Annotated in this window: 18 protein-coding genes and 1 pseudogene; 12 read left to right on the top strand and 7 right to left on the bottom strand. The window is 72.4% G+C overall.

Annotation, left to right across the window (positions count from 1 at the left end):
* The first annotated feature begins 25 nt into the window (after positions 1 to 25).
* Complete coding sequence (locus ABT057_RS34645) at positions 26 to 3,271, top strand: family 78 glycoside hydrolase catalytic domain (protein WP_352347770.1); 3,246 nt, start codon at positions 26 to 28, stop codon at positions 3,269 to 3,271.
* Positions 3,272 to 3,308: 37 nt separating this feature from the next.
* Here ABT057_RS34645 and ABT057_RS34640 read toward each other — a convergent pair whose 3' ends face one another.
* Positions 3,309 to 4,370: a LacI family DNA-binding transcriptional regulator gene (locus ABT057_RS34640; protein ID WP_352347768.1), complete on the bottom strand. Its 1,062-nt coding sequence runs from the start codon at positions 4,368 to 4,370 to the stop codon at positions 3,309 to 3,311.
* 182 nt (positions 4,371 to 4,552) lie between these two features.
* On the opposite strand from ABT057_RS34640, the gene ABT057_RS34635 reads away from it, so the two are divergent.
* The 6 genes from ABT057_RS34635 to ABT057_RS34610 are packed head-to-tail and all read left to right on the top strand — an operon-like array spanning position 4,553 to position 13,998.
* Complete coding sequence (locus ABT057_RS34635) at positions 4,553 to 5,842, top strand: ABC transporter substrate-binding protein (protein ID WP_352347766.1); 1,290 nt, start codon at positions 4,553 to 4,555, stop codon at positions 5,840 to 5,842.
* Positions 5,843 to 5,845: 3 nt separating this feature from the next.
* Positions 5,846 to 6,736 (top strand): carbohydrate ABC transporter permease, encoded by an 891-nt coding sequence (locus tag ABT057_RS34630; RefSeq protein ID WP_352347764.1) that lies wholly within the window; start codon positions 5,846 to 5,848, stop codon positions 6,734 to 6,736.
* Positions 6,733 to 7,638, top strand: coding sequence for a carbohydrate ABC transporter permease (locus ABT057_RS34625; RefSeq protein ID WP_352347762.1), 906 nt, complete (start codon positions 6,733 to 6,735; stop codon positions 7,636 to 7,638). The genes ABT057_RS34630 and ABT057_RS34625 overlap by 4 nt, the downstream gene beginning before the upstream one ends.
* Before the next feature lie 32 nt (positions 7,639 to 7,670).
* Positions 7,671 to 8,918, top strand: a complete 1,248-nt coding sequence (locus ABT057_RS34620) for a glycoside hydrolase 5 family protein (RefSeq protein WP_352347760.1) — start codon at positions 7,671 to 7,673, stop codon at positions 8,916 to 8,918.
* Entirely contained in the window at positions 8,915 to 10,915 is a 2,001-nt protein-coding gene (locus ABT057_RS34615; protein ID WP_352347758.1) for an endo-beta-N-acetylglucosaminidase, read from the top strand. Before ABT057_RS34620 ends, ABT057_RS34615 begins: the two co-directional genes overlap by 4 nt.
* Positions 10,916 to 10,944: 29 nt before the next feature.
* Positions 10,945 to 13,998: an alpha-mannosidase gene (locus ABT057_RS34610; RefSeq protein ID WP_352347756.1), complete on the top strand. Its 3,054-nt coding sequence runs from the start codon at positions 10,945 to 10,947 to the stop codon at positions 13,996 to 13,998.
* Here the strand turns inward: ABT057_RS34610 and ABT057_RS34605 are convergent.
* Positions 13,974 to 14,342: a MerR family transcriptional regulator gene (locus tag ABT057_RS34605; protein ID WP_352347754.1), complete on the bottom strand. Its 369-nt coding sequence runs from the start codon at positions 14,340 to 14,342 to the stop codon at positions 13,974 to 13,976. The two genes, ABT057_RS34610 and ABT057_RS34605, sit on opposite strands and share 25 nt — an antisense overlap.
* 125 nt (positions 14,343 to 14,467) lie before the next feature.
* On the opposite strand from ABT057_RS34605, the gene ABT057_RS34600 reads away from it, so the two are divergent.
* The 3 genes and pseudogenes from ABT057_RS34600 to ABT057_RS34590 form a co-directional block, all read left to right on the top strand.
* A complete protein-coding gene (locus ABT057_RS34600) occupies positions 14,468 to 15,178 on the top strand; it encodes an SDR family oxidoreductase (protein ID WP_352347752.1) in 711 nt (236 codons plus the stop codon).
* A gap of 78 nt (positions 15,179 to 15,256) precedes the next feature.
* Positions 15,257 to 15,856 carry a DinB family protein gene (locus ABT057_RS34595; RefSeq protein ID WP_352347750.1) on the top strand — a complete coding sequence of 200 codons (600 nt, stop codon included), beginning with the start codon at positions 15,257 to 15,259 and terminating at the stop codon, positions 15,854 to 15,856.
* Between the two features lie 146 nt (positions 15,857 to 16,002).
* Positions 16,003 to 16,632, top strand: a pseudogene (locus ABT057_RS34590) (eCIS core domain-containing protein); the annotation flags it as partial.
* 33 nt (positions 16,633 to 16,665) lie between these two features.
* On the opposite strand, the gene ABT057_RS34585 reads toward ABT057_RS34590, so the two are convergent.
* The 4 genes from ABT057_RS34585 to ABT057_RS34570 all read right to left on the bottom strand — a co-directional run bounded on the left by ABT057_RS34585 (position 16,666) and on the right by ABT057_RS34570 (position 22,153).
* Positions 16,666 to 17,391, bottom strand: a complete 726-nt coding sequence (locus tag ABT057_RS34585) for a class I SAM-dependent methyltransferase (RefSeq protein ID WP_352347748.1) — start codon at positions 17,389 to 17,391, stop codon at positions 16,666 to 16,668.
* A gap of 72 nt (positions 17,392 to 17,463) precedes the next feature.
* Complete coding sequence (locus tag ABT057_RS34580; protein WP_352347746.1) at positions 17,464 to 18,969, bottom strand: AMP-binding protein; 1,506 nt, start codon at positions 18,967 to 18,969, stop codon at positions 17,464 to 17,466.
* Positions 18,966 to 21,260, bottom strand: a complete 2,295-nt coding sequence (locus ABT057_RS34575) for a CaiB/BaiF CoA-transferase family protein (RefSeq protein ID WP_352347744.1) — start codon at positions 21,258 to 21,260, stop codon at positions 18,966 to 18,968. Before ABT057_RS34575 ends, ABT057_RS34580 begins: the two co-directional genes overlap by 4 nt.
* A gap of 17 nt (positions 21,261 to 21,277) precedes the next feature.
* The gene (locus tag ABT057_RS34570; RefSeq protein WP_352347742.1) at positions 21,278 to 22,153 is read right to left on the bottom strand and encodes an alpha/beta fold hydrolase; all 876 of its coding nucleotides are present in this window, start codon (positions 22,151 to 22,153) and stop codon (positions 21,278 to 21,280) included.
* A gap of 129 nt (positions 22,154 to 22,282) precedes the next feature.
* Between ABT057_RS34570 and ABT057_RS34565 the strand changes: the two genes are divergently transcribed.
* On the top strand, positions 22,283 to 22,759 hold the full coding sequence (locus ABT057_RS34565; protein WP_352347740.1) for an FAS1-like dehydratase domain-containing protein: 477 nt from the start codon (positions 22,283 to 22,285) through the stop codon (positions 22,757 to 22,759).
* On the top strand, positions 22,756 to 23,154 hold the full coding sequence (locus ABT057_RS34560; RefSeq protein ID WP_352347738.1) for a hotdog family protein: 399 nt from the start codon (positions 22,756 to 22,758) through the stop codon (positions 23,152 to 23,154). The genes ABT057_RS34565 and ABT057_RS34560 overlap by 4 nt, the downstream gene beginning before the upstream one ends.
* A gap of 5 nt (positions 23,155 to 23,159) precedes the next feature.
* Here ABT057_RS34560 and ABT057_RS34555 read toward each other — a convergent pair whose 3' ends face one another.
* On the bottom strand, positions 23,160 to 24,116 hold the full coding sequence (locus tag ABT057_RS34555; protein WP_352347736.1) for a quinone oxidoreductase family protein: 957 nt from the start codon (positions 24,114 to 24,116) through the stop codon (positions 23,160 to 23,162).
* Positions 24,117 to 24,118: the final 2 nt, after the last annotated feature.

The raw sequence follows: 24,118 nt of genomic DNA, 5'->3' as shown, positions 1-24,118 counted from the left end.
ATCACCCCGTTCACGAAGGACCAGGATGTCCGGATTCGGATCCCGCCTCTCCCTCCTCCTGCCCGCCGCGGTGACCGCGTTCCTCACCGCGGTGTCCGGCACCGTCCAGGCCGCCCCGCTGACCGGCGGCGGCCTGCTCCCCGTCCATCTGCGCACCCAGCACCTCGACGAGGCGCTCGGCATCGACGACACCACCCCCGAGCTCGGCTGGCAGACCACCGCCCGCACCCGCGACGCCCTGCAGAGCGCCTACCGCGTCCAGGCGGCCACCTCACCCGAGCGCCTGCGTTCGGGCCGGCCCGACCTCTGGGACTCCGGGAAGGTCGCCTCCGCCGTGCCGGAGACGACGTACGCGGGCCGGGAGCTCGGCTCCCGCACCCGCGTGTACTGGCGCGTCCGGCTCTGGTCCGGGGCCCACCGGGACTCCGGCTGGAGCGATCCGGCGGTCTTCGAGACGGGCCTGACCAGGGCCGCCGACTGGAGCGCCCAGTGGATCACCCATCCCGACTGGCGACTGAGCGAACGCGAGTTGGAGCCGGTCGTCGTCGACCTGCCGCGTACGAACGCCCGTTACGTGCGGCTCGACGTCACCCGCCTCGGTCTGCCGCTCAAGGAGAACGTCGACACCCGCACCTGGCGCGTACAACTCGGCGAGATCGACCTGCGTGACTCCGTGACGTCGGCCGCCGGACTGGCCAGGGGCGCCGCGGTCACCGCCTCCGAGACCACCACCGTCCGCAAGACCTACGAACCCGCCCTCGCCGTGGACGGCCTGCCCAACAGCGCCCTGCAGACCGCCGCCGGCTACTCCAGCGCACCGCACACCTCGGCCGACACCTCGGCCGCCCCGGTCACGCTCACCCTGGACCTCAAGGCGGCGAGGACCTTCGACCAGGTCGCCCTCTACCCGCGCGCCGACGTCCTCACCGAGGACGGCCGGGTCCCCGACTTCCCCGTCGACTACGCCCTGTCCGCGGCCGACACCCCGACCGGCCCGTACACCCCACTCGCCCAGGTCACCGGCCAACGCCCGCCGAAGCCCTACCTCCCCGCCGGACTGCCCCTGCTCGCCGACGACTTCACGCTCCCGCGCGGCATCCGCAGCGCCCGCCTCCACATCGCCGGACTCGGCGTCTACGAGGCCACCCTCAACGGCGAGCCCGTCGGCGACGCCGTGCTGGAACCCGCCAACACCGACTACCGCGAACGCGTCCAGTACGCCACGTACGACGTCACCGACCGCCTGCGAGCCGGCGCCAACACCCTCGGCGTGGCCCTGGGCAACGGCATGTCCAACGTCGTCAGCACCGCCGACCGCTACCGAAAGCTGTACGGCGACATCAGCGATCCCAAGCTCATCGCCCAGCTCGAGGTCACTCTCGCCGACGGCAGCGTCCGCGTCGTCGGCAGCGGCCGGGACTGGCGCACCACACTCGGCCCCACCACCTCCAGCAACTGGTACGGCGGCGAGGACTACGACGCCCGCCGCGAGATCCCGCACTGGGACGAGCCCCGCGGCGACCGCCGCTCCTGGGACCGCGCGGTCACCGTCGCGGCCCCCGGCACCGCCGCCGCGCCCGCCGCGCTCAGCGCCCGTGAGACCGAACCGATCCGGGTCGTGGAGACCCTCACCGGCCAGGAGGTCGACGGGGCCGACGGCAGCCGCGTCTTCGACCTCGGCCGCAACATCGCGGGCTGGCCGGAGCTCACCGTACGGGCACCCGCCGGGACGGAGATCCGCGTCTTCCCGGCGGAGAGCCTCAAGGACGGCCACGCCTTCCAGTCCATCAGCAACGTCGGCGCACCCCTGTGGGACAGCTACACCACCCGCGACGCCCGCACGGCCACCTGGCACCCGAGATTCAGCTACCACGGCTTCCGCTACCTGGAGTTGAAGGGCGTGCCCGAGGGCGCCGAAGTCTCCGTGCGGGGCCGGGTCCTGCGCACCGACAACGCCTCGGCCGGCGACTTCACCAGCTCCGACCCGCTGATCAACGGCATCCACGGGCTGATCCGGCGGGCGATCGAGGGCAACATGATGAGCGTCCTCACCGACTGCCCGAGCCGGGAGAAACTGGGCTGGCTCGAACAGGACCAGTTGGTCTTCCCCGCCCTCGCGGCCAACTTCGACATGCAGGCCCAGCTGCGCAAGATCGTCCGGGACATGGCCGACGCGCAGACCGCCGAAGGGCTCGTCCCGAGCACCGTGCCCGAGTACACGAACCTCCCCGGCGCCTACCGCAACGACGCCAACTGGGGCGGCGCCTTCGTCCTGGTGCCCTGGCAGCTCTACACCACCTACGGCGACCTGGACACGCTGCGCACCTACTACCCGCGCATGCGGCGGTACGCGGCCTTCCTGCGGACCCAGGTCGCGGACGGCATCCTCGACTACGGCCTGGGCGACTGGTTCACCCCGGACCGCACCTTCCCGCGCGCGGTGGCCGGCACCTACGGCTACCGGCGGGTCGTCGACGCCCTCGCCCGGATCGCCGACGTCCTCGGTGACGCCACCGCGGCCGCGGACTACCGGGCCGAGGCGGACACCGCGGCCCGCGCCCTGGCCGCGAAGTACTACGACCCGGTGACCGGCACCTTCGGGGGCGGCGGCCAAGGGGCGGAGGCCCTCGCCCTCGACATGGGCGCCTACCCGGCGGGGGAGAAGGACCGCCTGCTGGCCCACTTCACCGGCGCGGTCGAGGCGGCCGGAGACCATCTGCTGCTCGGCGAGATCTCCCTCCCCGCCGCGTTCCGCGTCCTGTCCGCGGCAGGCCGTGACGACATCGTGTACCGCATCGCCACCCGGACGACCAGCCCCGGCTACGGCTACCAGGTCCTCGCCGGCAACACCACGCTCGGCGAGTCCTGGGACGGCGGCCCCGGGCAGTCGCAGAACCACTTCATGCTCGGCGCCATCGACTCCTGGTTCACCGGCCGCGTCGCCGGCCTCGCCCAGACCCCCGACTCCGTGGGCTACGCCGAACTCCTCGTAGATCCGGCCGTCGAGGGCGACCTGACCTCGGCATCGGGCTCGTACCGCACCCCCTACGGCCTCGCCCGCACCGACTGGGCGCGCACGGCCGACCGGTTCCGGCTCACGGTCGACGTGCCCGCGGGCAGCCGGGCGGAGATCCATGTCCCGGCCGCGGACGGCCGCGCGACGGCGCCGGAGGGGGCGCGCCCGATCCGGTCCACGGCCATCGAGACGGTGTACGCGGTCGGTTCGGGGCACTGGACCTTCCGGTCGACGCTGCCTCCGGCGGAGGCCTGACCCGACGAGCTGTGCGGGAGCCCGGCGACGAACCCGGCTACTCCGGTGTCCTCGCCGCCTCCCGCATCGCCCCGGTGCTGCCCCGCACGATCAGCCCCGGCACCGGCACCCGCACCGTCCCCGCGGGCCCGCCGTCGAGCAGGGCGACCAGCTCCCGCGCCGCGGTCCGCCCGAACTCCACACTGTCCCGGGACAGCGCGGACAGCCAGGGCTTGACCATGCGGCACAGCGCCGAGTCCTCCCAGGACACCACCGACACGTCCGCCGGTACGGCGAAGCCCAGTTCGGCCGCGGTCGCGACGCCGGCCACGGCCATCACGTCGTTGTCGTAGATGAGCGCGGTCGGGGGAGCCGGGCCGTTCAGAACCGCGCGGGTGACCGCCGCGCCCGCCGCGTCCGAGTAGTCCGTCGGCACCGACCGCACCTCCGTCAGCCCCCGCCGCTCCGCCTCCGCGCGCAGGGTGCGGATCCGGCGCTGGGTGTGGGCGAGGTCCGGCAGGCCCGCGATGTGCACGATCCGGCGGTGGCCGAGCGCGTACAGCTCGTCCACCACCGACGCCATGGCCCCCGCGTCGTCGGCCCACACCGACGACAGCCCCGGATGGCGCTCGTCGGGCGCCCCGCCGATCACCACTGCGGGCAGGCCGAGTTCGTCGAGGAGAGCGGGCCGCGGGTCGTCGGTGCACGGGTCGACGACGAGTACGCCGTCCACTCGGTGCTCGGCCCACCAGCGCCGGTACACCGCGCACTCGTCGCCCACGTCCCGCCCGATCTGGAACAGCAGACCGAGGTGACGCTCCGCCAGCACCTCCTGGATCCCGGAGACGAGCTGGAGGAAGAACGAGTCCACGCCGAGCGTGTGCGCAGGACGGGCCAGCACCAGGCCGACCGTGGCCGCGCCCTCCCCGGACAGCGCCCGGGCCGCCGTGCTGGGCCGCCAGCCCAGCTCCTCCGCGACCCGGCGCACCCGCTCCCGGGTGACCTCCGAGACCCCAGGACGCCCGTTCAGGGCGAACGAGACGGCGCTCTGTGAGACACCGGCGCGCTGCGCGATGTCCTGCATGGTGGGCCGGCGCGCCGGTGACCGCTTACCCGACAAGGCGTTTCCCCATTCCCGCCGAAATTCCCGGCCAGTATGCACTAATGCGCTTCAGCTCAACAGGCCTAATGCGCATAAGCAACTAATGAAATTAGCTCCGCATGCGCCATTGACGGGCCGGTCAACGGCCGTGCAGGGTCTGCGTCGTCGGTCAACTCCACCGCAAGGGAGGCCGTTTCACCGTGCGTATTTCCCGCAGAGTCCTCGCCGCCGCCGCCGTCTGTGTCCTCCTGCCGCTGAGCGCATGCGGCTCCGGCGGCGACGACGGAGGCTCGGCCGACGCCTCGGGCAGGATCGAGGGCGACATCACCTTCCAGACCTGGAACCTGCGCGCCAACTTCAAGTCCTACTTCGAGGGCCTGATCGCCGACTTCGAGAAGGAGTACCCCGGCACCGACGTGAAGTGGATCGACCAGCCGGCCGAGGGCTACGCCGACAAGATCAGCGCGGACGCGGCCGGCGGCACCCTGCCCGACGTGGTCAACGTCTCGCCCGACCTGGTCGCCCCCCTCGCCAAGGCCGGCCTCGCCCTCGACCTGGACAAGGCCGCCGGGAAGTACGAGAAGGAGTACCTGCAAGGGGCCTGGGCGAGCCAGCAGGTCCCCGGCACGACGGGCACGTACGCCTTCCCCTGGTACCTCAACACCGGCCCGCTCTTCTACAACAAGTCCCTCTTCGAGGAGGCGGGACTCGACCCCGAGCAGCCGCCGAAGACGTACGACGAACTCTTCGCCGACGCACTGGAGCTGGCGCAGAAGAGTGACGGGAAGGTGGCCACCCTCGCCAACGTGCCCACCATCGAGGACTTCGGCCGCTACGGCGTCCCCCTCATGAACGAGGCGGGCACCGGATTCAGCTTCAACGACCCGAAGGGCGTCGGACTCCTCACCAAGTACAAGGAGTTGTACGACGCCAAGGCCCTCGACCCGCAGGCGCTGACCGCCACCCCCGAGTCCTCCGGCAAGAAGTTCCTCACCGGGGCCGTCGCCATGAACCCCGGCAGCGCCCTGGACCTCGGCAACTTCAAGAAGCAGGCGCCGAACCTCTACAAGAACATCGGCATCACCGACCAGATCACCAGCACCGGCCACGTCAACATGTACGTGATGGGCCTGATGGTGAACGCCCGGAGCAAGAAGAAGCCCGCCGCGGTCGCCTTCGCCCACTACGTCACCGACGCCGAGCACCAGATGTCGTTCGCGAAGCAGGTCGCCATCTTCCCCAGCACCGCCGGTTCGCTGGACGACCCGTACTTCACCGAGGAGGACGGCACCGACGAGACGCGGGTGCGGATCGCCGCCGCCAAGTCCCTGCGGAACGCCGTCAACTACACGCCGGTGCTGTTCAGCGAGCAGATGAAGACCGCGCTGCGCAACGAGGTCGCCAAGGCGCTCCAGGGCAAGGAGAGCCCGAAGGAAGCTCTCGACAACGCTGTCAAGGAGTGCGACACGCTGCTGAAGCAGCAGGGCTGAACGATGGCCACCGTCTCGCGCGTGCGCCGCCAACTGCCCTCCAGCCCTTGGCTGTTCGCCGCCCCAGGACTGCTGATCGCCGGCGTGTTCGTGCTCTACCCGTTCTTCTCCACCCTGACGAACTCCTTCACCGACCGCCGCACGCTGATCCCGGGCGAGTTCGTCGGTCTCGCCAACTTCCGCGAGATGCTCCACGACGACATGTTCTGGATCGGTCTGCGCAACAGCACCCTGTACGTCCTCGGAGTCGTCCCCGCCCTCGTGGTGCTGCCGCTGCTGCTCGCGCTGCTCGTGCGGAAGAACATCCCCGGCATCACCTTCTTCAGGGCCGCGTTCTACACGCCGGTCGTCGCCTCGATCGTCGTGGTCGGACTGATCTGGGTGTGGCTGCTCGACGAACGCGGTCTGGTCAACTCGCTGCTCGAGACGGTCGGTGCCGGCCGCGTCGGCTTCCTCAGCGACCAGTGGCTGCTGCTGCTGAGCGCCATGGCGGTCACGGTGTGGAAGGGCCTCGGCTACTACATGATCATCTACCTGGCGGCGCTCGCCGGCGTGCCGCGCGAACTGCACGAGGCCGCGGCGGTGGACGGTGCGGGCGCGGTACGCCGCTTCCTGACCGTCACCGTGCCCGCCGTCCGCTCCACCATGGTCCTGGTCGCGGCGCTGTCCTCGGTCGCCGCGTTCAAGGTGTTCTCCGAGGTGTACCTGATGGCGGGGCCCAGCGGCGGCCCGGCAGGCGAGGACACCACGCTCGTGATGCTCGTCCAGCGCACCGGCACCGGCCTCACCGGCCGCGTCGGCTACGCCTCCGCCCTCTCGGTCGTCGTCTTCGCCGTGACCGTCGTGCTGATGCTGCTCGTACTGCGCGCCGACCGCAAGGAGGTGCGGACATGAGCGTCCTGGAGAAGACGCGGCCCGAGCGGCGGCCGGTCGCCGCCCGTGCGCCCCGGATCGCCGACGAGCACGGCCGCCGCATCCGGGTCGGCGAACTCGCCCTGCGGTACGTACTGTTGCTCGCCGTCCTCGCCCTGACCGTCGGCCCGTTCCTGTGGCAGCTGTCCACCTCGCTCAAGGGTCCGACGGAGGACATCTACAGTTCCCCGCCGAGCTTCCTGCCGGGCGACCCCACGCTGCACAACTACCGGCGGGTCGCCGACACCATCCCGGTGTGGGACTACGCCCTCAACTCGCTGAAGGTGGCCACCGCCAACGTCGTGACCAACTGCGCCGGTTCGGCCCTGGCCGGCTACGCGCTCGCCCGGCTGCGCTACCGGGGCCGCCGGGCCGCCACGCTCGTCTTCATCCTGGCGATGCTCGTGCCGGTCGAGGGCATCATCATCGCCCAGTTCACGACCATGCGGGAGCTCGGCCTCAACAACACCCTCATAGGAGTGGTCCTGCCGGGCAGCATCGCCGCCATGAACGTCCTGCTGATGCGCAACGCCTTCCTCAACCTGCCCTACGAGATCGAGGAGGCGGCCTACGTCGACGGGGCCGACGTGTGGCAGCGGTTCCTGCGGATCGCGCTGCCCTCGGTGAAGGGCACCGTGGCCGTCGTCGCGATCTTCGCCTTCATGGGCGCCTGGGACGACTTCCTGTGGCCGCTCATCGTGCTCAGCGACCCGTCGAAGTTCACCCTCACCATCGGACTCAACTACCTGCACGGCACCTTCGCCAACGACGAACGGCTCGTGGCCGCAGGGACCGTCATCGCCGTGGCACCGCTCATCGCCCTCTTCGCCTGCCTCCAGCGGTACTTCTTCCGCGGGGTCGGCGAGGGCGCCGTCAAGGGCTGAACGCCGTCTCCCCCCGCTCACAAGGACACTGGATGCCTCCTGCCGTGCGCTTCGGCGTCAACTACACCCCGAGCGAAGGGTGGTTCCATCACTGGCTGGACTTCGACCTGGACTCGGTACGCGAGGACCTCGACTCCATCGCCGCGCTGGGCCTGGACCACATCCGGGTCTTCCCGCTGTGGCCGTACTTCCAGCCCGACCGGGCGATGATCCGCCCCCGGGCGGTGGAACAGCTGGTGCGGCTCGTCGACGCGGCCGCCGAACGCGGACTCGACGTCAACGTGGACGGTCTGCAAGGGCACTTGAGCAGCTTCGACTTCCTGCCCGCCTGGACCCGCACCTGGCACCGGCGCAACCTCTTCACCGACCCTGAGGTCCTCGACGCCCAGGCCGCCTATCTGCGCACCCTCGCCGCCGCCCTCGCGGGCCGGCCCAACTTCCTCGGCATGACCCTCGGCAACGAGGTCAACCAGTTTTCCGCCGGCCCGCATCCCGACCCCGACCGGGCCTCCGCCGACGAGATCGACACCTGGCTGGAGCGCATGCTCGCCGCCTGCGAGGAGGGCGCTCCCGGCCGGCTGCATCTGCACGCCGAGTACGACGCGACCTGGTACCAGGACGACATGCCGTTCCTCCCGGCCCAGGCCGCACGGCGCGGCGCCGTCACGGCCGTGCACTCCTGGGTCTTCAACGGCACCGCCCAGCGGCACGGGCACGCCTCCGTCCCGGCCGAGCACCACGCCGCCTACCTCGTGGAGCTGAGCAAGGCCTGGGCGCGGGACCCGCACCGGCCCGTCTGGCTCCAGGAGGTCGGCGCGCCCGCGCCCCTCGTCCCGGCCGAGCACGCCGCCGCCTTCACCGAGGCGACCGTACGCAACGTCCTGGACTGCCCCGACCTGTGGGGCGTCACCTGGTGGTGCTCCCACGACGTGTCCCGCCGGCTTGCGGACTTCCCCGAACTGGAATACACGCTGGGCCTGTTGACCAACCAGCGAAAGGCGAAGGACACCGCCCGCGTACTGGCGCGCGCGGCCGGTGAGACCTGGTCCGCGCCCGCCGCCCGGACCACGGCGCTGGTGGTCCCCGCCGAACCGTCCGTCCGCTCGGTCTGCGCGCCCGGCGGCACCGTCTACGACGCGTTCTTCCGGCTGACCGCCGACGGGGCCCGCCCCACGACCGTCCTCGACACGCACGCCGACGACAAGGATCACCTCGGCGCGCGCGGCATCACCCAAGTCGTCACTTCCGAAGAGGTACTCCAAGGAGGCACCCGCTCGTGAACCCCACCAGACGCACTGTCCTGCTCGCCGCCGCCGCGGCCGGCGCGGCCGCCGTCCTGCCCGCGACCACGGCGAAGGCCGCCACCGCGGCCCCGCCGTACGCCGCCTACTGGTACCCGGACTCCCTGCCCTCGGGCACCCCCGGCACCGGCATCACCTGGCGCAGCCTGAAGAGCTGGACCGCGGCCGACGACACCGACCTCGCCTTCAACGCGGCGTCCGTGCCGCTCGCGCCCCGCTTCACCCCGACACCGCCGAACGCCACCGCCCGCTCGGGGCAGGCCCGCGTCCAGTCCCTGGTCTCCTTCGGGCCCACCTCGCTCAACCCCTCCCAGGGATCCGCCACCGCCGACTACTACGCCTTCACCCACTGGGCCTACGTCGACGAGCTGGTGTTCTGGGGCGGTTCGGCCGGCGAGGGCCTGATCCTCGCCCCGAACGCGCCGATCGTCGACGCGGCCCACCGGCACGGTGTGCCCGTCCTCGGCAACATCTTCCTGCCGCCCGTCGCCTACGGCGGCCAGCTCCAGTGGACCCGTGACCTGGTCCAGAAGGACACGACCGGGCACTACCCGCTCGCCGCGCAGCTCGTCGCGGTCGCCGCCGCGTACGGCTTCGACGGCTGGTTCGTCAACGCCGAGACCAGCGGCGGCAACACCGCGCTGGGCACCGACATGCTCGGCTTCCTCACCGAGCTGAAGTCGCTCTCCGCGGCGCACGGCCAGCGGGTGACCTGGTACGACGCGATGACCGTGAACGGCACGGTCAGCTGGCAGGGCGCGCTCGACACCCAGAACCAGGCGTTCTTCCAGACCGCCGACGACATGTTCGTGGACTTCCGCTGGTCCGCGAGCACCCTCGCTTCCTCCGGCACGCTGGCCGAGCAACTCGGCCGCAGCCGCTACGAGTTGTGGGCGGGTGTCGACGTGGAGGCGAGCGGCTCCAACCGGTCCGTGAACTGGGACGCGATCGTGCCCACGAACAAGGCGCACATCGCGTCACTGGGCTTCTACCGGCCCGAGTGGACCCGAAACCACCTCCCCTCCGGCGGCAGGGCACCCGGTGACTTCCACGCGGCCGACGACCGGTTCTGGACCGGCCGCTCGCTCGACCCGTCCCGGCCGGACGGCACGGACCCCTGGCGGGCGCCCGCCGTGTCGGTCGCGGACCGGTCCACGGTGACGGCGGTGCCGTTCGCGAGCGTCTTCAACACGGGGCACGGACTGCGCTGGTACGAGGACGGCGCGGTCACCTCCGACACCCCGTGGAACCACCTCGGACTGCAGGACCGGCTGCCCTCCCGGCAGTGGGCGGTACACACCGACGGGACGCGGCCGACCGTCGCCTTCGACTTCGCGGACGCCTGGCACGGCGGCAGCAGCGTGCTGGTGACGGGAGCGCTGGACGAGCCGGCGGTCCTGGACCTCTACGCGACCCGGCTCCCGCTCACCGACGGCACGGTGGTCGAACTGACCCACCGGACCGACGCGGGGGCGGTGACCGTCGAGCTGGCCGTCGCCACCGCCGAGCCGGACACCCCGGGGTCGACGCCGCCGTACACCTACCTGCCGGTGGAGACGGGCGATGGCTGGCGGACCTCGACCGTACGGCTCACCGGACTGACCGGGACCGTCCACGCGCTCGGCGTCCGCCTCACCGCGACCGACGGGCCGGTGAGCTGGCGGCTCGGCTCGATCGCCGTCCGCGACGACGAGCCGGTCCCGCCCGCCGCACCCTCCGGGCTGCGCATCACCGCGGCCGCCGGCGGCGACCTGCGCCTCGCCTGGGACGCCTCCTCGGGCGGAGTGCGCCACCACACCCTGCACCGCGTCCTGCCCGACGGCACCCGGCGCTTCCTCGGCGGCACCTGCCAGCGGGCCTGTTTCGCCGGCGGCCTCGTGCCCGAGCAGGGCGAGCAGACGGCACGGTTCGAACTGCGCGCCGTAGGGGAGCTCTACACAGCGTCGGACCCCGCCACCGTGACCCACACCTGGTAAACCCTCCCACCCCCCTTGGAGCACCCCGCATGCATGACGACCGCACCCTGGTCGAAGCCCGCCTCAAGCGTGTCCTCGACGAGCGCATCCGTCCCGCCGTGTACCCCGAGTCCGTACCGCTGGACGTGGCGGTGTGGCACGCGCCCGGCGAACCGGTGCCGGTCGCCGAGGGACTCGCGGCGGAACCCGAGCCGATCGAGGTGGGCGCCCGGTGGGGTGCTCCCTGGGGGACCAGCTGGTTCCGCGTCACCGGGACGGTCCCCGAGGCGTGGGCGGGCCGGACCGTCGAGGCGCTCCTCGACCTCGGCTTCGACGAGAACATGCCCGGCTTCCAGTGCGAGGGCCTGGTCTACCGGCCCGACGGCACTCCGGTGAAGGGCCTCAACCCGCGCAACCAGTGGGTGCGGGTCGGCGCGCCCGTGGTGGGCGGCGAGGAGGTGCGCCTGCACATCGAGGCCGCCTCCAACCCGGTGATCCTCGACTACCACCCCTTCCTGCCCACGCCGCTCGGCGACAAGGAGACCGCGGGCCGCGAACCGCAGTACACCCTCACCCGTATGGACCTCGCCGTCCTCGACGAGACGGTGTGGCAGCTCGTGCTCGACCTGGAGGTGCTCGGCGAGCTCATGGCCGAGCTGCCCGTGGAGTCGGCGCGGCGCTGGGAGATCCTGCGGGCCGTGGAGCGTGCGCTCGACGCCGTGGATCTCCAGGACGTGGGCGGCACGGCGGCCGAGGCCCGTGCCCGCCTGGCCGGTGTGCTGTCCGTGCCCGCCGCGCCCTCCGCCCACCGCATCTCCGCCGTCGGCCACGCCCACATCGACTCGGCGTGGCTGTGGCCGCTGCGCGAGACCGTCCGCAAGGTCGCCCGTACGACCGCCAACATGACCGCCCTCCTCGACGACGAGCCCGACTTCGTCTTCGCCATGTCCCAGGCCCAGCAGTGGGCGTGGGTGAAGGAACACCGGCCCGAGGTGTGGGCGCGGGTGAAGAAGGCGGTGGCCGACGGCCGGTTCGTACCGGCGGGCGGCATGTGGGTGGAGTCGGACACCAACATGCCGGGCTCGGAGGCGATGGCCCGTCAGTTCGTGCACGGTAAACGGTTCTTCCTCGACGAGTTCGGCATCGAGAACGACGAGGCGTGGCTGCCCGACACCTTCGGTTTCGCCGCGGGCCTGCCGCAGATCATCAGGGCGGCGGGCTCCAAGTACCTGCTGACGCAGAAGATCTCCTGGTCGCAGACGAACAAGTTCCCCCACCACACCTTCCGTTGGGAGGGCATCGACGGCACCCGGATCTTCACCCACTTCCCGCCGGTCGACACCTACAACTGCTCCATGAAGGGCGGCGAGATCGCCCACGCGGCACGCAACTTCAAGGACAAGGGTGTCGCCCGCCACTCCCTCGCCCCCACCGGCTGGGGTGACGGCGGGGGCGGCACGACTCGCGAGATGGTCGCGAAGGCGGCCCGGCTCCGCGACCTCGAGGGCTCCGCGACCGTGACCTGGGAGACGCCGGCGGACTTCTTCGCGAAGGCCACCGCCGAGCACCCCGAACCCCCGGTCTGGGTGGGCGAGTTGTACCTCGAACTGCATCGCGCGACCCTCACCAGTCAGGCCGGCACCAAACAGGGCAACCGTCGCAGCGAACACCTCCTGCGGGAGGCCGAACTGTGGGCCGCGACTGCCGCCGTGCGCACCGGATTCCCCTACCCCTACGAGGAGTTGGACCGCATCTGGAAGACGGTCCTGCTCCACCAGTTCCATGACATCCTGCCCGGCTCCTCCATCGCCTGGGTGCACCGCGAGGCCCGCGCCACCTATGCGCGCCTGGCCGGGGAACTGACCGCGGTCGTCGAGGCGGCCCAGCGCTCCCTGGCCGGCGAGGGCGCCGCCCCGCTCGTGTTCAACGCCGCCCCGCACGCACAGGGGGGTGTCCCGGCGGGCGGCGCCGGCGTTCTCGCCGGTCAGGGACGTACGACCCGCACGCCCCGCCCGGACGGCGGACACGTCCTGGACAACGGCCTGCTGCGCGTCGAGGTCGACGCCCGCGGGCTCGTCGTGTCGGCCTACGACATCCCGGCCGACCGGGAGACCGTCGCCCCCGGCCGCACCGCGAACCTCCTCCAACTCCATCCCGACTTCCCCAACATGTGGGACGCCTGGGACGTCGACGAGTTCTACCGCAACACCGTCACCGACCTGACCGACGCCGACGAGGTCACCGCGGGCGAGGACGGCGCGTCGGTGCGGATCGTGCGGTCCTTCGGTGCGTCGCGGGCCGTTCAGGTGCTGTCGCTGCCGCCGGGGGAGCGGCGGCTGGTCATCGACACGGAGGTCGACTGGCACGAGACGGAGAAGTTCCTCAAGCTCGCCTTCCCCCTCGACGTGCACGCCGAACGGTACGCGTCGGAGACCCAGTTCGGGCACTTCCACCGGCCGACGCACACCAACACCAGCTGGGAGGCGGCCCGTTTCGAGGCCTGCAACCACCGGTTCGTCCACTTCGAGGAACCGGGCTGGGGCGTCGCGGTCGTCAACGACTCGACGTACGGCCACGACGTGACCCGCACGGTCCGTGACGAGGCCGGCGGCGATGGCGGCACGACCACCACCCTCCGGGTCTCTCTCCTGCGCGCCCCGCGCTTCCCCGACCCCGAGACCGACCAGGGCGTCCACCGGTTCCGGCACGCCCTGGTGCCGGGCGCGACGATCGGCGACGCGGTGCGCGAGGGCTGGCGCGTCAACCTGCCCGTCCGTACGGTCGTCGGCGGCCCGGAGGTCGCCCCGCTGGTCACCGTCGACCGGGACGCGGTGGTGGTCACGGCCGTCAAACTCGCCGACGACGGCAGCGGGGACGTCGTGGTCCGCTGCCACGAGGCCCACGGCGGCCGCACCCGCGCCACCCTCACCGCGGGCTTCGAGGTCGCCGACGTCACCGTGACCGACCTGCTGGAACGGCCCCTCGCGGATGCCCCGGCCCCTCTGGCCGACGGCAACCGGCTCTCGCTGCGGCTGCGCCCGTTCGAACTGGTGACGCTGCGGTTCCGGCGGGGTCCCGGTCAGTCCGTGCGGGGCGGTGCGTAACGGCAGGTGGGGTCACCGGCCATGATCTGGTCGAGGCGGGCCCGGACCGCCAGCAGGTCGGCGATCTGCCGGTCGATCCGGGCCCGTTCCGCGGAGAGCAGGGCGGCCGGGTCCGCGCCGCCCTCGTCCTTGCCCATGTAGAGGCGCAGGACGTCGCGGACGGTCCCGCTGCGCAGCCCGGCGGCGTAGAGCTGCTGGATGAGCCGGACCCGGTCGACGTCCGAGTCGCCGTAAAGGCGCTGTCCGCCGGAGGTGCGGGTCGAGGTGAGAAGATCCTGTTCCTCGTAGTAGCGCAGGGCCCGGGTGCTGACCCCGGCTCGCGCGGCGAGCTCCCCGATCCGCACCCGGCCTCCCGAGAGTCGTCCGTCACACGGACTTGAAGTTGACGTTGGCGTGAGGTTCTAGCGTAACGGTCGTCGGCGTTCCGTTCCGGGCGCCGAGGTTTCCGTACACGCAAAGGCTTATCGACATGAAGATCGCCGACTCCGTCGTCCTCGTCACCGGTGCCGGGAGGGGCCTGGGCCGACACTTCGCCACTCAGCTGCTGGAGAGGGGCGCGGCCAAGGTGTACGCCACGGCGCGCCGTCCCGAGAGCGTCGATGTGCCGGGGGCCGAGGTGCTCGCCCTGGACATCAGCGACCCGAAGTCCGTCGCCGCCGCGGCCGCGGCGGCCGGCGATGTGACGCTGGTGGTCAACAACGCCGGCATCGCGACCTTCACGGATCTCGTGACCGGCGACATGGACGGAATCCGGCGGGAGATGGAGACCAACTACTTCGGCCTGCTGAACATGGTCCGCGCCTTCGCGCCGGTCCTGAAGGCGGGCGGGGGAGGGGCGCTCGTCAACATGCTGTCGGTGGCGGCCTGGGTCGGCGGCGAGCACGCCGGCGCGTACAACGCGGCCAAGGCCGCGGCCTGGAGCCTCACCAACTGCGTCCGGCTCGAACTCGCCGCCCAGAACACGCTGGTCACCGGTGTCATCCTGGGCCCGACGGACACGGACATGATCGCGGGCCTTGAGATGCCCAAGAACGATCCGGCCGTCTGCGTACGGACCGTGCTCGACGGCGTCGAGGCCGGCCGGGCCGAGATCCTCGTCGACGCGTTCGCCACCATGGCCAAGGAGTGCCTGTCCCTCGACCCCACCGAGATCCCGCGCCCCGAGGACCTGGACGTCTGACACCGGCGCACCACCCGCGAGAGGGGCGCTTCGTCCAGAAAAGTCCGATTGTCGGTGGCGCCTGGAAGACTCGACGGCATGAGTCAACCGGACCCCAAGGCAGACCTCATCCGTTATCTGCAGGAAGGGCGTGACGTCCTGCTGTGGAAGCTCGAAGGGCTGTCCGAGTACGACGTGCGCCGCCCGCTGACCCCCACCGGAACCAATCTGCTGGGGCTGGTCAAACATGTCGCCGGCGTGGAGCTGGGGTATTTCGGCGACACCTTCGGCCGGCCCTTCTTCACCGAGGATCCGCCGTCCTGGTGGTACACACAGGATGCGGAACCCAACGCGGACATGTGGGCCACCGCGGAGGAGTCGCGCGAGGAGATCGTGGGGCTGTACCGGCAGGCGTGGGAGCACTCGAACACGACGATCGGGACACTGCCGCTCGAGGGGATCGGGCAGGTCCCGTGGTGGCCGCCGGAGAGACGGGAGGTGACCCTCCACCACATCCTCGTCCGAGTGATCACCGACACCCAACGGCACGCCGGCCACGCCGACATCCTGCGCGAGCTCATCGACGGCGGGGCCGGGTATCTGAAGGCGAAGGACAATCTGGCGGTGGGCGATCGGGCCTGGTGGGAGCGGTACCGGAGCCGACTCGAAGGTGTGGCGCGGGAAGCCGACGGCGGCTGACCCCGCGGCCGGCTCGGGTGGAGGGGGGCCGGCCTTGTCCGGGACTGCCCGATCGGCCACCCCTCACTGCACTCACGGACCTCGCCCCGCCCCCCGGCGACCCTGTATGCAGGGAGTCCAGTCGCTGATCACGGGAAGGGCTCTCGGTGCGCACACAAGGCCATGGCAAGAGTGGCGACGAGAAGGATCCGGGCCGGTCCCCGGCCGCCGCGAAGAGGACGCCTGCCGCGCCGCAGTGGTCAGGTGCGTCGTCGCCGCGGGAAGTCCTCGCGTTGCAGAGCTCCGCGGGCAACGCCGCCGTCGTGCAGATGCTGCGCCGGACCGGCCTGCAACGCGCCGAGGAGGAGCACCGGCACGGAGCCGGCTGCGGTCACGACCAGGACGCGCAGCCCGCCGTGCAGCGCTCCGCCGTGCACGGTGTGCTGCGCGCCCCCGGCCGGCCCCTGGACAGCACGACCCGCACCGACATGGAGTCCCGGCTCGGCGCCGACTTCGCCGATGTCCGCATCCACGACGACAGCGCGGCCCGTGCGTCGGCCGCCGAGGTCGGCGCCCGTGCCTACACCTCCGGCAGCCACATCGTCATCGGCGACGGCGGCGGCGACCGGCACACCCTCGCCCATGAGCTGACACATGTGATCCAGCAGCGCCGGGGACCCGTGGCCGGCACCGACAACGGCTCGGGACTCAGCATCTCGGACCCGTCCGACCGCTTCGAACGCGAGGCGGAGGCCAACGCGACCAGAGTGCTGTCGTCCAGTCACCCGACCGCGCAGGAGACGAACTGAGCCCCGGGGCGTGAGACCGGGTCACGGGCGTCGTGCGACGAAGACGAACTCGCGGCCCGGCCGGTCCGGCGCGTCGCGGATGTCCTCCAGCACGTAGCCGTTCGCGACCAGATCCGTCTCGACCTCGTGCCGTGCACGGAAGCGCAACGTGGAGTCCGACGTCAGCGTCTGTCCGTCCGCCGCGAACACATAGGTCGAACGGAACGTCACCAGCGGTCCGTTCACCCCGGTCAGGTCGACCCAGTGCTCGACGGCGCCGGCCCCCGGGATCTCCGTCACCCGGTACGTGCTCTCGCGGTTCCACTCCTCCCAGGCGCGCCGGGCCGGATCCCGGGTCTCGAAGACCAGATGCCCGCCCGGCCGCAGCGCTTCGTGCGCTCCGCGCAGAGTCCTCTCCCACAGGGGCGGATCGACGATGGCCTGGGCGACGTTCGCCGTCATCGTCGCCAGGTCGACCCGCAGCGCCGGAAGCGCCGTCGCGTCACCGCGGATCCAGCGCACTCGCTCGGCGCCCCGCTTGGCCCGTGCGACGTCGACCGACGCCTCGGCGGGGTCGACGCCGACGACCTCGATCCCGCGGTCGGCCAGCAGGAGGGCGAACACCCCGGTCCCGCAGCCGATGTCCAGGACCCGACGTGCCCCGAACTCCTCCGTCATCCGGAGGTAGGCGTCGAGATCACCGCGGTCGGGGTCGAGGGGATCGTAGACCGCGGCGAGCCGGGGATGTGCGAAGCATGCGTCGACCATGCCGCTCAGCCTAGGAGTTGCGCGACTCGGGCCCACCCGGCCCGAACCGTCACCGTGCGCGCAGGAGTGCGCCTACCCGGCCCGTCGGCCCGAGGCGTCCCACGTGGCGGGCGTGACCCCGCGGTCCCGCAGCACCCCCTTGCGGACCTTGCCCGTCTCGGTGAGGGGCAGCGCCGGGACCGTCTCCACGTACCGGGGAACGGCGAACGCGGGGAGTTCGAGCGCGCAGTGCCGGGTGAGGTCGGCCGGGTCGAGCACCCGGCCGGGCCGGACGACCACCGCGACCATCACCTCGTCCTCGGCCAGCTCCGAGGCCACCGGGAACGCGGCGGCCTCCAGGACCGCCGGATGGGAACGGACCGCGGCCTCCACCTGGCAGGACGAGATGTTCTCGCCGCGGCGCCGGATCACGTCCTTGATCCGGTCGACGAAGCGGAACCAGCCGCCGGGCTCGCGGATCACCCGGTCGCCGGTGCGGCGCCAGGAGTCCGGGGCCGGCTCGGGATCGCCCAGATAGCCCGTCGAGAACGCGTACGGCCGGTGGCTGCGCACGAGGAGTTCGCCGGGCGTCCCGTCCGGGACGGGGGCGAGCGCCTCGTCGACCACGCACGCGCCGAAGCCCGGCCGCACGGTCCCCATGCGGCCCGGCCGGCCCTCCTCGGGTGTCGTGCCGATGACCAGGTTCGTCTCCGTGGAGCCGAACCCGTCGACGAGGGTCACGCCGAACCGCTCGCGGAAGGGCTCCCACAGCGCGCCCGGAGTGGCCGGAGCGAGACTGCGTGTGGCCCGGTGATCCCGGTCCTGCGGGCCGGGAGACTGCGCCAGCAGCATGGGCACCATGGCGCCGAGCAGATAGACCACCGTGGCGCCGCACTCGGACGCCTGGGCCCAGTGCCGCGAGGCGGAGAAGCGGGTGCCGACGACACAGCTCGCGCCCACCGTCATCGCCTGCGCCAGGGTGTTGAGGGCGTTGGTGTGGAACATCGGGAGGCAGGTGAACAGCACGTCGTCGGGCGTCAGGCGCAGGGCGGACGCGGTGTTGCGGCCCCACCAGACGAACTGGGCCTGCGGGCACCGCACTCCGCGCGGGCGTCCTGTGGTGCCGGAGGTGAACAGGATCGCGGCGGTGTCCCGCGGCCGGACCCGGGCCGGTGCCGGGCCGGCGCCGGTTCCGGGGCGCGGTGCGTCCGCGTCGCCCGCCACCCACACCGGCCCCCGGTACCCGGCGGCCGCCGCGAGCGCCGCCGACTCGGCCTCGGCGTACAGGAAGCGGGGCCGGGCCGTGTCCAGCACCTGACGAAGCGAACCACCCCGCAGGGCGGTGTTCAGCGGCACCACGACCGCGCCGAGCCAGGCACACCCGAGGACCAGATCGACGAGTTCGATCCGGTTGGACAGCAGCGCCGCGACGCGGTCGCCCGGCCGGCAGCCGCGGGCCGCGAGGGCGGCGGCCATGGAGGCGGCCGCCGCCCGGCTCTGGGCGTATGTCCGCGTGGTGTCGCCCACCCGCAGGAAGACCCGGTCACCGAACCTCACGGCCGCTTCCTCGACCAGCTCCGGCACGGTCGTCCCGGTCATCGCAGCACGCCCGCCTCGCGCAGCTCACCCAGCCGCTCCGGGGAAAGGCCCGCCACCTCGCGCAGCACCGCGTCGGTGTCGGCGCCCAGCACGGGCGCCGGCCCGCGGACCGAACCCGGGGTGCCGGTGAGACGGATCGGCACCCCCTCGTGCAGGAACGCGCCCGCGACCGGATGCTCCGCGCGGACGTAGAAGCCGCGCGCCCGCAACTGCGGGTCGTGCTCCACCAGTTCACGACCGTCCTGCACCGCCCCCGCGGGAATCCCCGCCGCCTGCAGGAGTTCCGCCGCCAGATCGGCGGACAGGGTGCGCGCCCATGCCCCGAGTGCGTCGTCGACCAGGTCGCTCTCGCGCCTGCGGTCGTCCGCCGTGGGCAACCGCTCGGCCAGGTCCGGGCGTTCGAGGACCCGGCAGAGCGACGTCCACTCCTCGTCCGAGCGGACGCTGACCGCCAGCCAGCGGTCGGCGCCGAGGCACCGGTACACCCCCTGGGGGCTCCAGCGCGGATGTGTGTTCCCGGCCAGCGACCGCGCCGCCGTGAGCAGACTCGTCCCCATGTGGGCGGCGATCGCCTCCAGTTGGGACAGATCGATGTGCTGCCCGCGGCCGGTCTCCGCCCGGTGCTCCAGCGCGGCGACCGTGGCCAGCGCGGCCTGGAGTCCCGCCACGATGTCGCCGTGACCGTAGATCACCCCCACCACGTCGTCCGGCCCCCAGCCCGTCAGCCCGGTCAGCCCGGAGGACGCCGACACGGTGTCCGCGTACGACACCCAGCCGGCCCGCGGACCGGTGTGGCCCATGCCGGACATGCTGACGTAGACGAGGCCGGGGTTGATCTCGCGCAGTGTGTCGTAGCCGAGGCCCATCCGGGTCAGGACCGTGGCGCTGAAGTTCTCCACGAGGACGTCGCAGCGGGCGATCAGCTCCCGCAGCACGGCCACGCCGTCCTCGGTGCGCGTGTCCAGGGCGACGCTGCGCTTGTTGCGGTTGACCTCGTTGAAGTAGCCGTTGGTGTTCGGGTCCGTGTGCGGGCCGCGGGAGAGGTGCATGAAGGGGGCGAACCGGGTCGGGTCCGGACGCCCCGCCGACTCGACCTTGATGACGTCCGCCCCGTGGTCGGCGAGGACCTTCGTGCAGTACGGGCCCGCCAGCACCCAGGTGAGGTCGAGGACGCGTACGCCGTCCAGGGCGGGCCGCGCGGCGGGAGCCGCACCCTCGGCCGGGCGCACCGGGCGCGCCTCGTCCAGCAGGGCCTGGTCGGCGCCGGGACGGGCCACCGTGAGCGCGGTGCGCCTGTGGCCCTCGGGGAAGGCGAACGGGAAACCGAGGTCGGTCCGGCCGTCCACCCGGGTGAAGAAGTCCCGCGCCGCGAGCTGCGGGTTGTCGGGCAGCTCGCACGGCAGGTCGACGGCGGCCCAGGGCAGCTTCCTGGCCTGCGCCCGCTCGGCGAACTCGGCCTTCGGCCAGGCGCCGACGAAGTCCTGGACGACCTTGAAGACGTGCTCCTGATGGGTCTTGCGCTCGACGGGGTCCTGCCACCGGGGCTCCGCGAGATCGGCCTCCGCGCCCTCCTCGCACAGCCAGGCCAGCAGCGCGTCCCACATGCGGGGACTGCCGCCGAGCCCGCCGCCCAGATGACCGTCGGCCGCCCGGAACAGCCCGTGCGGGACCAGCGGATGCACGCGCCCCGGACGGGGCGGCACCCGGTCCTCGTGCAGATAGGCGAGGGTGCCCGCCTCCAGGGCGGCCGCGACGCACGCCTGGGCGGAGACGTCGACGAGCTGGCCCGTGCCGCGTCGACGGGCCCGCAGCCCCAGCAGGGCGGCGATGGCCGCGTTGACTCCCGCGAGCTGCTCGGCCTGGTTCTCCGGCAGCCGCAGCGGCGGACCGTCGGGGTCGCCCACCTGCGCGAGCATGCCGCCCAGCGCGGCCACCACCAGATCGGTGCCCTGCCAGTCACTGCGCGGGCCGACCAGCCCGAACGGGGTCACCCGGACGTGGACGAGGTGATCGAGGCCGTCCGCGCCCTCCGCGCCCTCCGGCGTCCCGTCCAGCAGGACGTCCGCGCCCTCCAGGAGGCGGCGCAGCCCGCCCCGGTCGGCGGGGTCCAGGGTCACCGAACGCTTCCCCGCGTGCCAGTGGACGAACGCGTCGGGGTCCTCGAGCCGGTCGGGGTCGCCGCCGGGCGGCTCCACCAGCACCACCTCGTGGCCGAGCCCCACCAGCAGCCGGCCGGCGAAACGCGTGAAGGGACCGGTCAGTTCGACGACCCGCGGGATCGATGCGCTCACGTGTCCTCCGCTCGACGTCAGCCGTGCCGCTGGTTCAGGAAGCCGCTGACCACGCTGTGGTAGTCGTAGGGCTGTTCCTCCTGGGGATGATGGGAGACCCGGCTCATCACATGCAGGCTGCCCCGGGGGACCATGCGGGCAAGCATCAGCGGGTAGTCCGGCGTCAGGAACGCGTCCTGCATCCCCCACAGGAACAGCGTGGGGGCCTCGATACGGCCGAGTTCCGCCGTCAGGTCCTGCCAGTCGCCGCGCGGGTTGTCCGAGGCACCGGCCAGCGCGGTCTCCTCCGGGTCGAGACTCTGCTCGTACCGCAGGGCCACGGTGCCCTCGGGGATGGCGTCCGGGTCGTACCACTCCAGGCGCGCCATGAGCTCCCGCATCTTCGCCCGGGAGGGGCCGTCGCCGCCGTAGTACACGTCCCGGGCGTTGCGGCCGCGGCGGCCGCCCTCCGGCAGCGGGGCCAGGGGGCCGTAGAAGACCGGCATGCTGCCGGTGATGACCAAGGAGCGCACCCGCTCCGGGTACTTGGCGGCCAGGTTGAGGGCGATCGTCCCGCCCCACGAGTTGCACACGAAGTCCGCCCGCTCGACGCCGAGCGCGTCCATCAGCGCCACCGTCTTCGCGGCGTGGTAGTCCCACATGGGGCCCTCGATGACGGGCTTCGCCGACCTGCCGTACTGCAGGATGTCCACCAGGAAGCAGCGGCGGTCCTCGGCGAACAGCGGCGCCACCTGACCGAAGTCCGACCAGCCGGTGCAGCCCGGACCGCCGCCGTGCAGGAAGATCGTCGGGCTGCCCTCGCCGCCCTCGCCGAGTTCGATGTAGTGGTACTTGACGCCGTCGGCCTCCGCGTAGGCGCCCTGCGGAGGCGCCTGGATGTCCATGAGATCCATAGCCGGATGGTGTCGGGTGCCGGCAGGTCCGGCCAAGGGCGGCGGTCCGCTCAGCGGGCCGGTTCCGTGGAGGCCCGGACGCCGTCCCGCCTAGCATCCCGGGACCGGACACGGGAAGGCGGATGCGGTATGCGGCGGACCGAGGTGGACCTGGCGGAGGAACGGGCGCGCGCTGTGCTCGGCCGGTGGGAGCAGCGCCCGCTGGGCGTCGTACGGGCCGAGAGCGCCGCGGAGTTCGCGCGGGCCGCGGGGGAGACGGACCCGCGGCTTGTCGAGCCGGCCCACGCCGCCTTCCGAGTGCACCCGATGTACGTCGCCAGCCTGCTGCGCGGCGAACCGGGCCCGCAGGCCGACGAGTTGCGGCCGGACGGCATGTACCGCGACGAGGTGCCCGGCACCGACGGACTCGGCGTGCGCCTGATGGCCGGGGGCCAGGAGGTCCGCTGGATCGGCGAGGTCCGGGCCGGGGACCGGATCGAGATACGGCGCGCCCTCACCGAGGTCGAGCGCAAGCGCGCCGACCTCCTGCTGCTCACCGTGGACAAGCAGTTCGTCGCCGGTCGCGGGTCCCTGGTCGAGGTCACGGAGAGGTTCATCGTGCGATGAAGAAGACGGCAGGACAGCCCCTGTCCCCTGTGGAGTCCGTGTTCGACGAGGTCGCGCTGCTGCGCTTCGGCGCGGTGACCCGCAACACGCACCGCATCCACTACGACACCGCGTTCGCGCAGACCGAGGGCCTGGACGGCCCGGTGGTCATGGCGCAGCTGCACGGCTGTCTCCTGCACCGGGCCGCGGCCGGTTTCGCCGGACCGGCCGGACGGGTCGTACAGCTCGCCTGGCAGAACCGGGCACCCGCCTACCCGGGCGACCGGCTGCGGGTGACCGGGAGCGTGCGCGAGGTCGATCCGGTCACCGGTCAGGTCACCCTCGACCTGGAGGAACACCGGATCGGCCCCGGCATCCTCTGCTGCCGGGGCCACGCGGTGGTCGTGCTCGGCTGACGCCGTCACGCCAGATCGAGCACCACCCTCCCCACCGCCTCCCCGGTCCGCAGCCGCTCGACGGCCTCGGCCAGCCGGTCCGGACCGCACCGCTCGATCGGCAGGGTCAGTTCTCCGGCCGCCAGTTCCCCGAGCATCCGCTCGGCGTCCGCGGCGACCTCCCTGCCCCGCGTCATCAGGTTCACCGGAAGCAGGGACACATCGGCGAGCAGGAAGTCCGCCAGGTCCACGCTGAACTCCCGGCCCGCGGTGTAGCCGACCAGGGCGACGCGTCCCCGGGGGCGGACGAGTCCCAGCGCGTCGCGCAGCACCGGACCGCCCACGGTGTCGATCACCGCGTCGACCGGTCCGCCCACGGCCTCCGCCGACAGCTCGGCCGCCAGGACCGCCTTGGCCGCGGCGGGCACATGGTCCAGCTTCGCGGCGCGGCCGACCACGCCGATCACCTCGGCGCCCGCCCGCGCGGCGACCTGCACGGTCAGCGAACCGACCGCGCCCGCCGCCCCGGTGACGAGGACCCGCTCGCCCGCCCGCACCCCGGCCACCGAGTGCACCGCCGCCCAGGCCGTGCCGGCCGGTGAGAAGAAACTGCACGCCAGCGCCGGATCCGTACCGTCCGGAACCAGGGTCGCGGCCGCGTCGGGCACCAGCGCGTGGTCGGCCCAGCAGCCGTCCCGGCGCAGCCCCAGCCCTTTGCCGTCGACCCGGACCAGAGCGCCTTCCGGGTGGGTGTCCGAGGCCAGCACCACCCCGCACCCGGTCGTCCCCGGCACCGCGGGGAGATCGGGGAGGATCCCGAACGCCCCGTCGACCACGTTGAGATCGAGGTGAGCCACCTGCGCCGCGAGCATCCGGACGAGGGTGTGGCCGGGGCGCGGCTCGGGCACCGGCCGCGACACCAGCCGGGGCAGCGCACCGAACTCCTCCAGCACCAGCGCGCGGGACAGCGAACCACTCGTCATAT

The organism is Streptomyces sp. NPDC002588 (genome assembly GCF_040295925.1).
Classification (GTDB): domain Bacteria; phylum Actinomycetota; class Actinomycetes; order Streptomycetales; family Streptomycetaceae; genus Streptomyces.
This window is presented reverse-complemented; position numbering and strand designations above follow the sequence as displayed.

What these genes read in the sequence shown, in the direction of transcription:
- ABT057_RS34645 (WP_352347770.1), top strand. Translation starts at nt 26, where the DNA reads ATGTCCGGATTCGGATCCCGCCTCTCCCTCCTCCTGCCCGCCGCGGTG.
- ABT057_RS34630 (WP_352347764.1), top strand. Translation starts at nt 5,846, where the DNA reads ATGGCCACCGTCTCGCGCGTGCGCCGCCAACTGCCCTCCAGCCCTTGG.
- ABT057_RS34625 (WP_352347762.1), top strand. Translation starts at nt 6,733, where the DNA reads ATGAGCGTCCTGGAGAAGACGCGGCCCGAGCGGCGGCCGGTCGCCGCC.
- ABT057_RS34620 (WP_352347760.1), top strand. Translation starts at nt 7,671, where the DNA reads ATGCCTCCTGCCGTGCGCTTCGGCGTCAACTACACCCCGAGCGAAGGG.
- ABT057_RS34610 (WP_352347756.1), top strand. Translation starts at nt 10,945, where the DNA reads ATGCATGACGACCGCACCCTGGTCGAAGCCCGCCTCAAGCGTGTCCTC.
- ABT057_RS34600 (WP_352347752.1), top strand. Translation starts at nt 14,468, where the DNA reads ATGAAGATCGCCGACTCCGTCGTCCTCGTCACCGGTGCCGGGAGGGGC.
- ABT057_RS34595 (WP_352347750.1), top strand. Translation starts at nt 15,257, where the DNA reads ATGAGTCAACCGGACCCCAAGGCAGACCTCATCCGTTATCTGCAGGAA.
- ABT057_RS34585 (WP_352347748.1), bottom strand. Translation starts at nt 17,391, where the DNA reads ATGGTCGACGCATGCTTCGCACATCCCCGGCTCGCCGCGGTCTACGAT.
- ABT057_RS34580 (WP_352347746.1), bottom strand. Translation starts at nt 18,969, where the DNA reads ATGACCGGGACGACCGTGCCGGAGCTGGTCGAGGAAGCGGCCGTGAGG.
- ABT057_RS34570 (WP_352347742.1), bottom strand. Translation starts at nt 22,153, where the DNA reads ATGGATCTCATGGACATCCAGGCGCCTCCGCAGGGCGCCTACGCGGAG.
- ABT057_RS34565 (WP_352347740.1), top strand. Translation starts at nt 22,283, where the DNA reads ATGCGGCGGACCGAGGTGGACCTGGCGGAGGAACGGGCGCGCGCTGTG.
- ABT057_RS34560 (WP_352347738.1), top strand. Translation starts at nt 22,756, where the DNA reads ATGAAGAAGACGGCAGGACAGCCCCTGTCCCCTGTGGAGTCCGTGTTC.
- ABT057_RS34555 (WP_352347736.1), bottom strand. Translation starts at nt 24,116, where the DNA reads ATGACGAGTGGTTCGCTGTCCCGCGCGCTGGTGCTGGAGGAGTTCGGT.